Raw genomic sequence first — 13260 nt, forward strand, 5'->3', positions numbered from 1 at the left:
TACTGCGAGTTTGGCGTAGATAAACAGAAGGTAAGCATGATTAATCAGCCACGACTCGATGAAATAAAACGGATTTTGAGCCACGAAAAACGGGTGCGCGTGACGGAGCTGGCGCAAAAGTTCGTGGTATCGGAAGAGACGATACGCCGTGACCTGAAGTATCTGGAAGAGCAAGGCGTGTTGCGACGGGTACACGGTGGCGCAATTTTACCGGTGCCGAGTGAGGAGCAGCCATTACAGATCCGTAGCCGTATTAAGCCGCGTGCCAAAGTACGCATCGGGCAACTGGCCAGCGAGTTGGTGGAAGAGGGGATGGCGCTGTTTCTGGATACCGGCACCTCGACGCTGGCCCTGGCGCAGCAGTTAACGCGGTTTTCGCGTCTGAAAGTGATCACGAACTCAATGGATATCGCCGCGCTGTTAACGCAGCAAAGCGAGAATGCTGTCACGCTAACACCAGGGCGCGTACGGCGAAATGATAACGCACTGATTGGCCCCCATACGCTGGAGTTCGCTCGACAGTTCCATTACGACATCGCCTTTATGGGGATTGGTGCCGTGGATCGGGAGAACGGGTTTATGGATTACGAAGAGCCTGAGGCGTTATTGAGGCGCGTGCTGAGCACGCACTGTCGCCAGAGTGTGATTCTGGCAGATGAAGGCAAATTTGGACTGCGAACGTTTGTGAATACGCTGCCGTTTAGCGCGGTCGACACCTTAGTGACCAATGCGCCACCAGCGGCAGCTTTTGTAGCGAGTCTGGAGAACGCACATGTCAACATCCTCCATCCCGGTAATGCCGCGGATGACAGCGCAAGATTATCAGGCATTTGATGCGCTATTTGCCCTCAGTAGCCGTATTGGTGCGACGCCCGCAGGAGGCTTGCATCGCCTGACGGCCTCCGAGGCCGATAAGCAGATGCGCGATGCCTTTTGTACCTGGCTGACGCAGCAAGGTTTTCAGGTTCATATCGACGAAATTGGCAACATTTTTGGCCTGATGTCGTTACGAGAAGGCGCGCCGTGGATTTTGTGCGGTTCTCATCTGGACAGCCAACCGTTGGGTGGCCGTTTTGATGGTGCCTACGGTGTGACCGGTGCGGCGACCACCATTGCTTCTTTGGTGCGCCAGTTGCGTGATAGCCCGCAATCTGCTCAGCGCAATCTGGCGGTGGTGAACTGGACCAATGAGGAAGGTGCGCGTTTTCAGCCCAGCCTGACCGGTAGTTCAGTATTTACCGGTGCGATGACGCTGGAGCAGGCTTTGGCTTGTGTGGATGGCGACGGTATCTCACTACAAACCGCCTTACATGACATCGGCTATTGCGGTACGCCGTTACCGGCGCTGCCCTTATCAGCCTATTTCGAACTCCACGTCGAGCAAGGCCCGCACCTGGAGCAGCAACACAAGCAGATCGGCGTGGTGACCGAAACCTGGGCGGCGCTAAAATGGCAGGTCACCTTCAGTGGCGAACAGAACCATACGGGCCCCGCATTAATGCATCGCCGGCGTGATGCGCTGTTGGCCGCCGCGCACACCATTGTCGCTGTGCGCGCCGAAGCTGACCATTATGGCGACATCCTGCATACCTCGGTGGGCAGAGTGGAAACTGCCCCGAATTCCCCCAACGTGGTGACGTCAAGAGCCACGCTGTTTATTGAGTTTCGCTCAGCTGATGAGGCGTTGTTAAAACAGTTGCAGGAGAGCTTTAGCCAAAGGATGCAATCGATTGCTCAGATGACGGCAACGGATGTCAGCCTCGACCGCGCGCACTATCGTCCGCGCCAGCAACTGGATGCTGATTTGAGCCAACTGGTGCTTGTTCAGGCAACGGCGCTGGGGTTAAGCGCAATGCCCATGCGATCGGTGGCGGGGCACGATGCTATCAGCCTCAGCTATCACTGCCCCAGTGCGCTGCTGTTCGTACCCAGTGCCGGTGGGCTTTCCCACAACGAGCACGAATTTACCGCCACGGCTGACCTGCATACGGGTCTCGATTTACTGATGGCGTTGTTGAGTCAACTCTGTCTAACCAGCGAGGGCACCCCATGTTGACGCGTTTGCAGCAGGCGCTGGCGGGCTGGCAGCCAGCACTTGAGTTTGATTTTCAGCCGGGAACGGCGGGAGTTGCCTCACCGCATCGTTTAGCGACGGAGTGGGCAGGATTTCGTCTGACCTCGAACGGTCAGCACTATTACGCCAAAGTGTTATTTGATGACCAACAGCCACTGATTGATATTCAACGCAGCGCTGAAATCAGTCGACAGGCAGGCGAACTCGGTATCTCGCCAACGTTATGTCATGTCGATTCAGCTGCAGGCGTGTTGATCTTTACGGCACTGGATACTGATTTTCACTGGGCCAGGCTGGAACAATTGCGTGACCCGCAACATTTTGCCGCGTTGACGCGCACCCTGGACAGACTGCATCAATCCGGATTGCCGTTGCCCTCACACTCTCGTCAGCAAGATATGCTGCGGCTGCGCGGGTTAGCGGAGCAGGCGGCGCTGGTGCTGCCTGATGAGATGCTTTGGCTGGGGGAGTGTGTCGATCTCGCCTGGCAGGCAATCAATGCCACCCCTTTTGAGCCGGTGCTGATCCACGGGGACAACATCGCCAGCAACTGGGTAGTGAACCCGCAAGGCGAATGGCGTTTACTCGATTTTGATTACGCTGCACAAGGTGATGCCTGGCACGATATTGCCACGTTAATCCATGAACAGCTGCCCACTGACGATCGCTGGCGTGATGCCATCCGGACGTGGCGCGGCAGTTGCAGTGAAGCCGATGTGGCACGCTGCCGGTTGTATGCCTTCGTTGATGATTATCACTGGACGCTGTGGGGCATGCTAAACGGCGCGACCAGCCCGCGTGGGCTGGAGTTTGCCAAACTCGGGCAATGGCAGTTGTTGCGTTGTCGCCAGAGTGTGAGCGATCCCCGTTTTGAACGTTGGTTGAACCTGACTGCGGAGAAGGCGAAATGAGTAAATCCTTGGGTGAAGCGCAGAGCTGGCAAGAGCAGCGGGTTGAACAAGCGATTGCAGCGATGCCGGAATGGCAGGGTAGGGCAGTGCACTATCGTCCGGTCAGTGGCGGGATCTCCAACGCAAACTGGCACGTTGCGGTGGAGGGTGCGCCTTGTGCCTACTTTGTGAAGATTCCGGGTGAAGGTACAGAACGTTTCATCAATCGTGATACCGCGCATGAAGCCAGTCTGAAAGCGGCACAAACCGGTTATGGTGTGCCGGTGGTGGCTTATCTGCGCGACCTGGGCGTTGAGATCTTTGAATTTATTGACGGCTGGCGCGCCTCCTCGAACCTCGATTTTCAGCAGCGGGCCATTCGCCATCGTGCGTTACAGGGGTTGAAGAGTTTCAACGATCAACCGCTGCTCAAACAGAATAAAACCGTGTTCGACATGCTGGATGAGCACATTGAGCAGGTGACGGCGCTGAACGTACCGTTCTCCGCCGATGCCGCCTGGTTGCACAAACAGGCCAAGCGTGCGCAGCGCGCATTAGAGGGCGGAGGGTTGGATTTGGTGCCCTGCATGAATGACACCCTCGCGGGTAATTTCATGCTTAATGATAGCGATGATATTCGGCTGGTGGATTTTGAATATGCCTCGAATAATGATCGCTGCTATGAACTGGCATTGTGGTTTGGCGAAATGTTCTTTACGCCGCAAATTGAGCAGGAATTACTGGAAGACTATTTTGGCAAAGTCGATAACGCCTTATTTGCCCGTGTGCAACTTCATAAATATCTTGCTGATATGAAGTGGTCTACCTGGGCGATTATTCAACACCACGTGGCGGATATTGATTTTGACTTTTCTAAATATGGGGCGTGGAAGAACTTACACGCACGCAGCGTGTTAAATCATCCGGACTGGGAGAACTGGCTGCGCGCTGTTTGATATGCACGTCATACTTCGAGCTACAGCGGCGTTGGCTGCGGATGTCCACCCCAGTCACTGACTTCATGGGGATGGGCTCCCTTGTCGCTTTGCTGTGCCGCGAATGATTCAGGGCGTAGGATTGTTTTAAAAGAATTTTAAATAGCACCAACGGGGAAATGCTGTTTTTCAGCAGGTAAAGGAGTGCGCTCATCGTCATTGTAATATTCGGAGGTTGTTATGAGTTCGATGGTCATGGCGCAGCAATTGCGCGCCCGCATTAGTATTAAAAATAAAATATTTGCCTTATACCTGGCAGCATTATTACTGCTGGCACTGTGCCCGCCACTCTATTTAAGCGTGAGCGGTAACAGTGCGTTATTTCTGGGGATCCCACTGCCGATTATTTACTGGCTCGCAATAGCGGTATTTCTCGGTGTGGGATTGTGGGTGATGTACCTGGCGGAATGCGCCTTTGGCGAGATTCCGGATGATGAGGAAGTAGCATGAACATTAGCGCAGCAGAACCCCATTATTTAATAACCTTTGGCATGATTGGCCTGTTTCTGGCGATCATGATCGCGGTGTTGTACGCCACTAACCGTAAAAGCACCTCGTTTTCTGATTATGCAGTGGGCGGTCGATCCTATGGCCCGTGGTACATCGCCATGAGCTACACCAATTCGTGGTGGCCGGGCGCGACCTTCACCGCATTCTTTTCACTCTCCGTCAGCGGCGTCATTGGTTTTTACGGTGCGGTTTACTCCACGCTGGGTGTCACCGCGATGTACCTGATGGCTCGACGTGCATGGAAGTGGGGGCAGCATTTCAATCTCACCACACAACCCGATTTGCTCGGTATGCGCTTCAACAGCCCGGCGGTAAAACGCGTGGCCTCGATTATCGGCATCATCTGCGTGTTCCCGTGGGTGGTGATGGGTATTCAGGCCCTGGCACTGCTGGTGGAGTTCGCCAGCTTTGGCCGCTGGGGCGTCACCACCTGTTTGATCGCCGGCGTGCTGCTGATCCTGGTCCGTCAATACTGGACGGTGAGCATGGGGATGCGCGGTCTGATCATGACCGATATGTATCAGGGCATCATCGCTTATGGCTTGGGTGCATTAGTCTGTGTCGCGCTGCTGTTTGGCGGTGACCATGGCTTTGGGCAACTGGCCTCACTGCCGCCAGCGATGTTGCAGATCCCCGGCGCTGAAGGATCGCATTATGGTCCGTGGTATATGTTCAGCCTGATCTTTACCGGTGTGATTGGTTCGATGTGCTGGCCAATGAGCTTCCAGCGCATCTATACCGCCAGTGGTATTCGCGCAGTGAAGAAAGGCACCTTGCTGACCATTCTGCTGGTGGGCGGTTTTTACGCCATCCTGATGCTGTTTGCCACGGCAGTGAGCCAGGACCCTAATGTTCAGGCCAATCCACAAAACGGCTTCTTTACTGCGCTGTTTGATCAAGGTGGCCCTTGGCTGCTGGCATTGGCGCTGGTCATCGTGTTGGCGGCGAGTATCGGCCACGTGGACGGTTGTGTGCAGGTCTGTGGCACCCAGTTTGCCAACGACCTTGCCACCTGGAATCAACCGCGTAGCGATCGCCAACTGACGGTGCTGGCAAAATCGGGCATGGTGGTGTTTATCGTGGCTGCGGCACTGCTGGCGTACTTCACCTTTAACTATTCACGTTTGCAGTTGCTGGCACAGATTTCATACCAGGGCATTATCCAACTGGCGGTCCCGCTGTTCTTTGGCATCTTTAGCCGCTTTGGTAACAAGCAAGGCGCGTTGATGGGCATGATGACCGGCATCATTATCGCCATTGTGCTGACGGTATTCTTCCCAGATGACATCCCGGCGCTCGGTTCTCTCACCAGCGGGATTGTTGGACTGGCCGGTAACGTCGCGGTGTTTGTGCTGTGCGGTGTGCTGATCCCTGTCGATGACAAAGAGAAAGCCCGTGTGGAGGCGCTGTTTGCCTTGGCCGATGGCGTAAAACAGCCGTTAGCAAAACCGATACTGAACTAACGTATTGCAATCGTTTTAGCAACAAGGCCATGATAACGCTCCGATTCCCCTCTGGAGCCTATCATGGCCGCTTCCTCGCCTTTGAACATTGGTCTGCTGTTGTTCCCCAATCTGACACAACTCGATCTGACTGGCCCGTGGGAAGTTTTTGCCCGCATGCCCGGTGTGAATAACTACCTTATCTGGAAAAATCGCCAACCGGTGATGTCCGATCGCGGCCTGGCTATCGTGCCGACCACCACCTTTGCCGACTGTCCGCCACTTGATTTGATCTGCATTCCCGGTGGTCCAGGGCAAATTGCGCTGATGGATGACGAGGAGACGCTGGATTTTGTGCGGCGCACAGCGCAACACGCACAATGGGTGACGTCGGTGTGCACTGGCTCACTGGTGTTGGGTGCCGCGGGATTGTTGCAAGGATATCGCGCCACTTCCCATTGGGGCTCGCTTGACCAACTCAGTCTGTTGGGGGCGACGCCGGTTGCGGAACGTGTGGTGCGAGATCGTAACCGCATCACCGGAGCGGGTGTGACCTCAGGTATCGATTTTGCGTTGACCGTGGCGGAAGAGTTGTTTGGTCGCGAGGTGGCAGAAAATATTCAGCTGCAGATGGAGTATGATCCGGCACCACCATTCCACGCCGGGTCGCCACGCAGCGCGTCACCCGAACGTCTTTCACAGGCGCAAACGCAGATGCAGGATTTTATTACCCGCCGCCGTGTGGCAACAGAAGCGGCGGCCGCCAGACTTAAGCGTTAACCAACTGACCCCATTCCAGTTTTAAACAGCGATCCGCAAGGTGGAAATAGCGATCGTCATGGGTGATGACCACCACTGCTTTACCCCGAGCGGTTAGCGCGGGAAGCAACTGGTGGTAAAACACCTCGCGAAAGGCAGGGTCCTGGTCGGCGGCCCATTCATCAAACAGATAGAATGGACGGTCCTCCAGCCAGGCCACCAGCAGCGCGAGGCGCTTACGCTGCCCGGTGGAGAGTGCCAACGTCGAGAATTTCCCCTCCTCGAGCGTCACCTTTTGCGTTAATTGCAACGCCGCCAGCAGTGCCTGAGCGTCATCATTCCAGCGTGCGCTATTAATACCCTGCAAATCTTCAAATAAGTGAAAATCATTGAATACCGCAGAGAACAGCTGGCGATAACCCGCCCGGTTGGTTGCATCTATCTCTTTGCCGTCCAGCAGCAGTTGGCCGCTATCAGCCGGATACAAGCCCGTCAGCAACCTGGCGAGCGTGGTTTTTCCGCTGCCGTTGCCTCCTGTAAGAAACACCAACTCACCGGGCTGAAACTGCAGCGTAATCGGTCCAAGCTGAAACGCATCGTGGTGATAGGTGACAGCACGCAGTTCCAGGCGCTGGAAGCTGAGCGGTGGTGTGTCAAAGTGGGTGTGCTCGGGTGGCAGTTGCTGTTGCATGGCGTTGATACGCTTGAGTGCCACCTGCGTCATGGTCAGGCCGGGCAGGGCGGAGAGCGCATTTTCAATCGGCACTATCATATAGAGAAACACCATGGCGAAGCCTGACATTACGGCACCTTGCAGATTAAGCCTGTCCGCCAGTAAAAACATCACCACGCCGATAAATGCAAAGAAAAATACGCTGGCCCAAATGTTAGCGAGGGCATACAGCACATAGCCACGCGTGCGCTCGACCCGCACCTGTTCAATGGTGTGAAACAGTTTGTTGTGCAGGAATGCCTGCTTGCGCGGTGCGTGCAGGCGAAGCTCTTTCGCCCCGCTAAACAACGCACTGACTTCGCCTGTGAGCGTCTCTTCGCGCTGGCGTGACTGGCGCATCAATAACAACGCGCGGCCGTGAACCCAGTGATAGCCGAGTGAGCCGACCAGCACGGTCACTAGCGCAATCACCATCACCGTCAGCGAGAGATAGCCGAGATAACCCATGCAGCCCAGAATCACCGCCAGCGACATGACAAAGCTGGGTAAGGCGATAAAAAACACCACCACCTGATCGAGATCTTGCGTCAGGATGCTGAGCGCGCGCGGCATGCCGTGCCGTTCCAGCTGGGCGTATCCGGCATCCGCCACCTGTTGTACCAGCTTGCGGCGCAACTCGGCTTTGCAGCGCTGACCCATTGCCATAAACAGTGACTGGCTCAGCGTACGCGTGCCAAGCATCAGGAGGGCCAGCAGCGCGAACTGCCACGCTAAGTGCCAGCGCTGCGCATCACTGGCGCCTAAACCCTGATTAATCACCGCCAACAGTGCCGCATTACTTAACCCGCCAATCACGCTGCACGCCAGCGCGACAAAGAACAACACACCGGTGGTGCGCAGTAACATCAAATAAATCGCCACCTCATCTCCTATGAGTTTGAGCTATTCAGCGGTCGCCACAGCAATAGCGCCAGCCATGGACCACCCATTAGTGTTGCCATCAGTCCTGCCGGAATCTGACGCGGATAGAGCAAATTGCTGCCTGCCCAGTCGGCCAGCATCATCAGCATTGCCGCGATCAGCGAGGCGAGCATCAATTGTCCCATCGGCCTGCGCGCGCCAAGCTGGCGAGCCAGCTGAGGGCCGAGCAGGCCAATAAATGACAGCGGTCCGACAATCAAGGTGGCAACGCCAGTCATGGTTGCCGCCAGCAACATCAGCAACAGCCGGGATTGGGTGATGTTGAGACCTAGGGACGACGGGATTTGATGCAGCGGCAGCAGCACTAAGGCGCGGCGCAGCAGCGGCGTGATTGCCAGTAGCACCAGTGCCAGGGAAAACGCGATGGCGGCAATCGGTGTGCTGACGTAATAGGTGGATCCGGTCATCAGTTGGCGCAGCATCGCGGCCGCCATACCGTTATTGCTGATCACAATTGCGGCAACCGACTGGAACAGCGCAGTGATCGCCAATCCACTTAGCAACATACGTTGAGGGTTGAGGGCATAGTGACGCGCTTGCCACAGCGTCAGCCCCAACGTCAGCAGGGCACCGACGGCGCTGCTGACTAACATTCCTGACATCCCCGCCATTGGCCACAGCAACAACTGCACCGTGATGCCCAGCGATGCACCGGCACCAATCCCCAGCAGTTCAGGGCTTGCCATAGGATTGCGGCTGATACGCTGCAAAATCACCCCCGCGGCTGCCAGCAACACACCCGCCGCAATCGCCGCCAGCAGGCGCGGCAGCCGAAACGGCAACATCACGCGCATTTCGTTGAGTGAATTCCAGTGCCAGCCATTCACCCCATGCGCAAATCCAAGTGCAACGGCCAGCATAATCAGGAAAAGCATGACTACCGGAAGCAACGCAAAACGGCGAGCGGGAAAAGGCGAGGTCTGAGGCTCGTTAATATCGGGCTGAAAAATATGGCGCAGGCGCGGCAAAAACCACAGTAGCAGCGGCGCACCAGCCAGGGCAGTCATCATGCCGGTGGGAAGCAGCAGGCCATCGATGCCATTAAGCCGACTGACGCCTTGGTCGGTCAGCCACAGCAATCCGGCAGCTAACAGCGGCGACCAGATAAGTTTCTGCCGCAGCTGTTTTGCGCCTGCTAACGCGGCCAGATGCGGTGCCGCCAGCGCTATAAAGCCAATTACTCCCACCACGCTGATCACCAGGCTGCTAATCAGCAGAGCTGAAGCTATCGCAATAGCACGGACCCATCCTGCGGGCAGGCCGATCGCGCGCGTGACTCGCTCATCCAGTGCCAGCAGACGCAAGGGGCGCAAAATCAATAACACCGGAAGCGCAGCTATCAGCAAGCGTGGCAACAGCCACCAGAGTGCGTGCGCATTCTCTTGCGTCAGCGATCCACCGCCCCAGATAAACACGGCTGAGAGTGAACGGTCGTAAATGATCGATAACAGCAGATTGGCGGCACCGCAGTACAGGTTCACCAGCATACCGGCCAGGGTTAACGCCAGTGGAGTAAACCCCTGGCGAAGACTGAGTAAAATCACCAAGGCAAAGGCGACGAAAGCGCCGCTCAGGGCAATCCATTCCCGGCCAATCAGCAGCCAGGCAGGTGCCATCAGCGTCACCAAAGAGAGTGCTAAGGTTGCACCAGATGCGATGCCCAGCGTCATGGGTTCCGCCAGTGGATTACGCAACGCCTGCTGCATCACCACGCCGGTGAAGCCCAGTGCCAGGCCACACAGGATTGCCATCCCCTGACGCGGCAACCACATCAGGGTAAACACCTGTTGCGCCAGAGTCGGGCGTGTCGTATCGCGCAGTGCTTGCCAGGCACTGTGCCACGGCAATTGATGCCCTAGTTGCTCAAGGCACAATATGAGTGCCATCGTGAACAGCAGCAGAGTGAGTGAAGCGGGATGGCGACTCAAGGATTTGCCTCCTGCAATGCTTTAACCAGGGATTCCGCAAAGCGCACAGCGGTTAGCACGCCACCCTCGGTTGAGAGTCCGTCCGGCAACAGCAGTAAGCGATGGCCTTCAGGGCGCGTCAGCGTATGCCACAACGGTGATTGTAAAACGGGCGTCATATCGATCTCGGGCCAGGAGGGGAGCAGCACTAACCAACCGGGCGCGAGCTGAGTCAGTGTTTCTAATTCCAGGGTTGCGTAACCTTGTGCGCCAACGGCAAACGGCATGTTGTGCTGCAGGTCCAGGAGTGCCAACACATCCACAAACAGACTGCCCGCGCCAAGGGCCAGCACGTGCAAAGTATCCAGCGGATGCAGCAAGTAGATGGGCTGGTTTTTGAAGCGCGCGGCTTGTTGGCGCGCCACCCCCAGGCGCTGTTGCAGGTTGGCCATCACGTTGTCGGCCTGAATACGACTATCTGCAAGCTGTGCCAGCTTTTGTAAGTTCTGCTGTGCCAATTGCCACGGGCTCGGGCCGCTGGTAGCAAAATAGGATAGTGGTGCAATGCGGGAAAGCTGTGCCTCCGCCATGCGGTGTGCGGGCGTGACCAGCAATTGAGTTGGGCGCAGTTCAAACAGCGTTTCGTAATTCGGTTGAAACAGCAAACCCACATCAACAACTTGAGAGGGTAAAGCAGGCTGGCTGAACAGACGGCGATACCAATCCGGTGCTGCCACACCCACCGGTGTGATGCCTAACAGAAGCGCCATTTCGGTTAACCCCCAGTCGAGGATCACCCAGCGCGGCGCAGGCTGTGCCCATGCCGGAAATGAAAAAAGGGCAGCGCCTGCCAGCGCCCCCTTAATCAGTGTTCGACGACGTATTACCACTGATAACTGACCGTCGCGATCAGCTGACGCCGCAGGCCAAAGTGGCAGCCGAGATCGTTACAGTTGCTGATGTACTGTTTGTCGGTCAGGTTTTGCAAGTTGAGCCCCAACTGCCAGTCTTGCCAGCGGTAGCGCATCATCGCATCGTAGATCATCGCGGCCGGTACTTTCAGGCTGTTGTCCGTGGTGGCATAGCTGGTGCCGACATAGCGTCCGCCACCGCCGATGGTCACGCCGTCCAGCACGCCCGGTAAGGCATATTCGGTCCACAGTGTTGCCGTCTGACGCGCGATGGCCACCGGCTGTTTGCCTTGGGTATCGTCGTTGGCCGAAAGCACTTTCGGATTGGTCAGCGCATAAGACGCATTAACCAACCAGCGTGACGTAATATTCGCTTTGGCATCCAACTCCAGTCCCTGGGAGCGAATTTCGCCAGTTTGCACCGAGTAGTTGGCGTGATCAGGGTCGGCGGTTAAGACGTTGGTCTGACGCAGGTCATACAGTGCGGCGCTAAACAACGCATTAAAGCCGTTGGGTTGATACTTCACGCCCACCTCGGACTGCTTACCTTTGGTCGGCTTAAACGGATCGCCGCCAAATGAGGTGCCCGCCTGCGGCTGGAACGAGGTGCCGTAACTGATATAAGGCGCGATGCCGTTATCAAAGTGATACAACAACCCGGCACGGCCAGTGGTGGCGTAATCATTTAACTCGGTGCGCGCACCGCTGACCCAGTTCTGGCTGCGGGTTTGCGCTTTGTCATAACGTCCACCCAGATTCAGCACCCAGTTGTTCCACTTCATGCTGTCTTGCAGGTAGATACCTTGCTGGGTCATAAACGAGCGACTGTGATAATCGATCGACGGTGACTCAACCGGCGTGCTGTAGTCTGGATTGAGGTAACTGATGTCCGATGCGCTACCATAACCGCTGTTTTGGCGCAGATCGTCATGTACAAAATCGAAGCCCAGCGTCAGCGCATGATTGACCGCACCGGTATCCGCATTGCCTTGCAGATTAGTATCGACATCAAAGGCGTTGAACGATTCGATCACCCGCATGCTGTCGCGGCTCACCGTGGCCGAACCATCGGTTATCGTGGCCGTTGGATACACCATCTGATAGTCGCTGCTGGTGTGCAGATAACGCAGGTTCTGATGCACACTCCAGACGTCATCAAATTTGTGCATAAAGTCATAGCCGATGCTGGCCTGTTCGCGACGGTAATAATCGAAGCCCGGTTGACCCCCATAGAAACTGTCTGAGTAATTGCCTTGAGCCAGTTTGATCAGGCTACCTTCCAGCGGCATCTGGTTATAGAAACCGGTATAGGGATCTTTGCGGAACTGACCGAGTAATGTCAGGCGCGTGTCGTCATTGGGTTGCCATGTCAGCGCAGGGGCGATGTCATAGTGCTTATATTTGGTGTAATCGACCTGAGTATCATTGCGTGACCAGGTGCCGGTGATGCGGCCCAGCCAGTGTTCATCGTTCTCCAATGCGCCCGAGAGATCGAGGCCGGTTTCAAACAGATTGTGGCTACCGGTACTGACGAATATCTGATGAATCGGCTCCGCCGTCGGGCGTTTGCTCATCAGGTTAATCACGCCGCCAGGACTGGCTTGTCCGAATGTCACCGAGCTTGGGCCTTTGACCACTTCAACGCGATCCAACAGGAAAGTGTCGTAATTCGGACGTGACCAGTAGGTGACGGTAGGTAAGCGCAAGCCATCCAGATACTCGTCAGCGGAAAAACCACGGATGTAGATATCGTCAAAACGGTAATCCGCACCACCGCCTTCCGCACCAATCCCGGCGTTATAGCGCAAGGCCTGCGGAACATTCAACGCCGCTTGTGAGGCCATTTGTGCCTGCGTAATGACGGCGATACTTTGTGGCGTTTCGATAATCGGCCGCGTACTTTTCGTGACAGAATCAGCTTTCTTAGCCACCTGATTCCAGCTGTCGGCATCGCCACTGTCACTATCGACACTGTTGGCCGTCACGGTCAGTGTATTGTTTGAATTATTATTATCAGCGGCCCAGCCCGGCGCGCTGCTGATCACTATCAGCAGCAACGCGCTTAATGGCTTGCGCTTAAAGGTGCGATGACCCGGCATTTATTTTCCCCGATATGTT

11 protein-coding genes are annotated in these 13260 nt (G+C 56.0%); 7 read left to right on the forward strand and 4 right to left on the reverse strand.

The window, feature by feature from the left end; all coding sequences use genetic code 11:
* Positions 1–36: 36 nt before the first annotated feature.
* The 7 genes from ACPUC8_RS06555 to ACPUC8_RS06585 all read left to right on the forward strand — a co-directional run bounded on the left by ACPUC8_RS06555 (position 37) and on the right by ACPUC8_RS06585 (position 6691).
* Positions 37–834, forward strand: a complete 798-nt coding sequence (locus ACPUC8_RS06555; protein ID WP_039330253.1) for a DeoR/GlpR family DNA-binding transcription regulator — start codon at positions 37–39, stop codon at positions 832–834.
* Positions 773–2056, forward strand: coding sequence for a Zn-dependent hydrolase (locus ACPUC8_RS06560; RefSeq protein WP_039330254.1), 1284 nt, complete (start codon positions 773–775; stop codon positions 2054–2056). The genes ACPUC8_RS06555 and ACPUC8_RS06560 overlap by 62 nt, the downstream gene beginning before the upstream one ends.
* Positions 2050–2985 carry a phosphotransferase gene (locus ACPUC8_RS06565; protein ID WP_039330256.1) on the forward strand — a complete coding sequence of 312 codons (936 nt, stop codon included), beginning with the start codon at positions 2050–2052 and terminating at the stop codon, positions 2983–2985. Before ACPUC8_RS06560 ends, ACPUC8_RS06565 begins: the two co-directional genes overlap by 7 nt.
* Complete coding sequence (locus tag ACPUC8_RS06570) at positions 2982–3920, forward strand: phosphotransferase (RefSeq protein WP_494925833.1); 939 nt, start codon at positions 2982–2984, stop codon at positions 3918–3920. Before ACPUC8_RS06565 ends, ACPUC8_RS06570 begins: the two co-directional genes overlap by 4 nt.
* Positions 3921–4139: 219 nt before the next feature.
* Complete coding sequence (locus tag ACPUC8_RS06575) at positions 4140–4409, forward strand: hypothetical protein (protein ID WP_039330260.1); 270 nt, start codon at positions 4140–4142, stop codon at positions 4407–4409.
* Positions 4406–5932, forward strand: coding sequence for a sodium:solute symporter family protein (locus ACPUC8_RS06580; protein ID WP_494925834.1), 1527 nt, complete (start codon positions 4406–4408; stop codon positions 5930–5932). Before ACPUC8_RS06575 ends, ACPUC8_RS06580 begins: the two co-directional genes overlap by 4 nt.
* A 63-nt stretch (positions 5933–5995) precedes the next feature.
* Positions 5996–6691: a DJ-1/PfpI family protein gene (locus ACPUC8_RS06585; protein WP_494925835.1), complete on the forward strand. Its 696-nt coding sequence runs from the start codon at positions 5996–5998 to the stop codon at positions 6689–6691.
* Here the strand turns inward: ACPUC8_RS06585 and ACPUC8_RS06590 are convergent.
* The 4 genes from ACPUC8_RS06590 to ACPUC8_RS06605 are packed head-to-tail and all read right to left on the reverse strand — an operon-like array spanning position 6681 to position 13241.
* Positions 6681–8264 carry a cyclic peptide export ABC transporter gene (locus ACPUC8_RS06590; protein WP_494925836.1) on the reverse strand — a complete coding sequence of 528 codons (1584 nt, stop codon included), beginning with the start codon at positions 8262–8264 and terminating at the stop codon, positions 6681–6683. The two genes, ACPUC8_RS06585 and ACPUC8_RS06590, sit on opposite strands and share 11 nt — an antisense overlap.
* Positions 8265–8272: 8 nt before the next feature.
* A complete protein-coding gene (fhuB, locus tag ACPUC8_RS06595) occupies positions 8273–10252 on the reverse strand; it encodes a Fe(3+)-hydroxamate ABC transporter permease FhuB (RefSeq protein ID WP_494925837.1) in 1980 nt (659 codons plus the stop codon).
* Entirely contained in the window at positions 10249–11121 is an 873-nt protein-coding gene (locus tag ACPUC8_RS06600) for an ABC transporter substrate-binding protein (protein ID WP_494925838.1), read from the reverse strand. Before ACPUC8_RS06600 ends, fhuB begins: the two co-directional genes overlap by 4 nt.
* On the reverse strand, positions 11115–13241 hold the full coding sequence (locus ACPUC8_RS06605) for a TonB-dependent siderophore receptor (protein WP_494925839.1): 2127 nt from the start codon (positions 13239–13241) through the stop codon (positions 11115–11117). Before ACPUC8_RS06605 ends, ACPUC8_RS06600 begins: the two co-directional genes overlap by 7 nt.
* Positions 13242–13260 lie beyond the last annotated feature (19 nt).

The organism is Pantoea sp. CFCC18177, assembly GCF_059412425.1.

What these genes read in the sequence shown, in the direction of transcription:
- ACPUC8_RS06585 (WP_494925835.1), top strand. Translation starts at nt 5,996, where the DNA reads ATGGCCGCTTCCTCGCCTTTGAACATTGGTCTGCTGTTGTTCCCCAAT.
- ACPUC8_RS06570 (WP_494925833.1), top strand. Translation starts at nt 2,982, where the DNA reads ATGAGTAAATCCTTGGGTGAAGCGCAGAGCTGGCAAGAGCAGCGGGTT.
- ACPUC8_RS06575 (WP_039330260.1), top strand. Translation starts at nt 4,140, where the DNA reads ATGAGTTCGATGGTCATGGCGCAGCAATTGCGCGCCCGCATTAGTATT.
- ACPUC8_RS06565 (WP_039330256.1), top strand. Translation starts at nt 2,050, where the DNA reads ATGTTGACGCGTTTGCAGCAGGCGCTGGCGGGCTGGCAGCCAGCACTT.
- ACPUC8_RS06580 (WP_494925834.1), top strand. Translation starts at nt 4,406, where the DNA reads ATGAACATTAGCGCAGCAGAACCCCATTATTTAATAACCTTTGGCATG.
- ACPUC8_RS06560 (WP_039330254.1), top strand. Translation starts at nt 773, where the DNA reads ATGTCAACATCCTCCATCCCGGTAATGCCGCGGATGACAGCGCAAGAT.
- ACPUC8_RS06555 (WP_039330253.1), top strand. Translation starts at nt 37, where the DNA reads ATGATTAATCAGCCACGACTCGATGAAATAAAACGGATTTTGAGCCAC.
- ACPUC8_RS06605 (WP_494925839.1), bottom strand. Translation starts at nt 13,241, where the DNA reads ATGCCGGGTCATCGCACCTTTAAGCGCAAGCCATTAAGCGCGTTGCTG.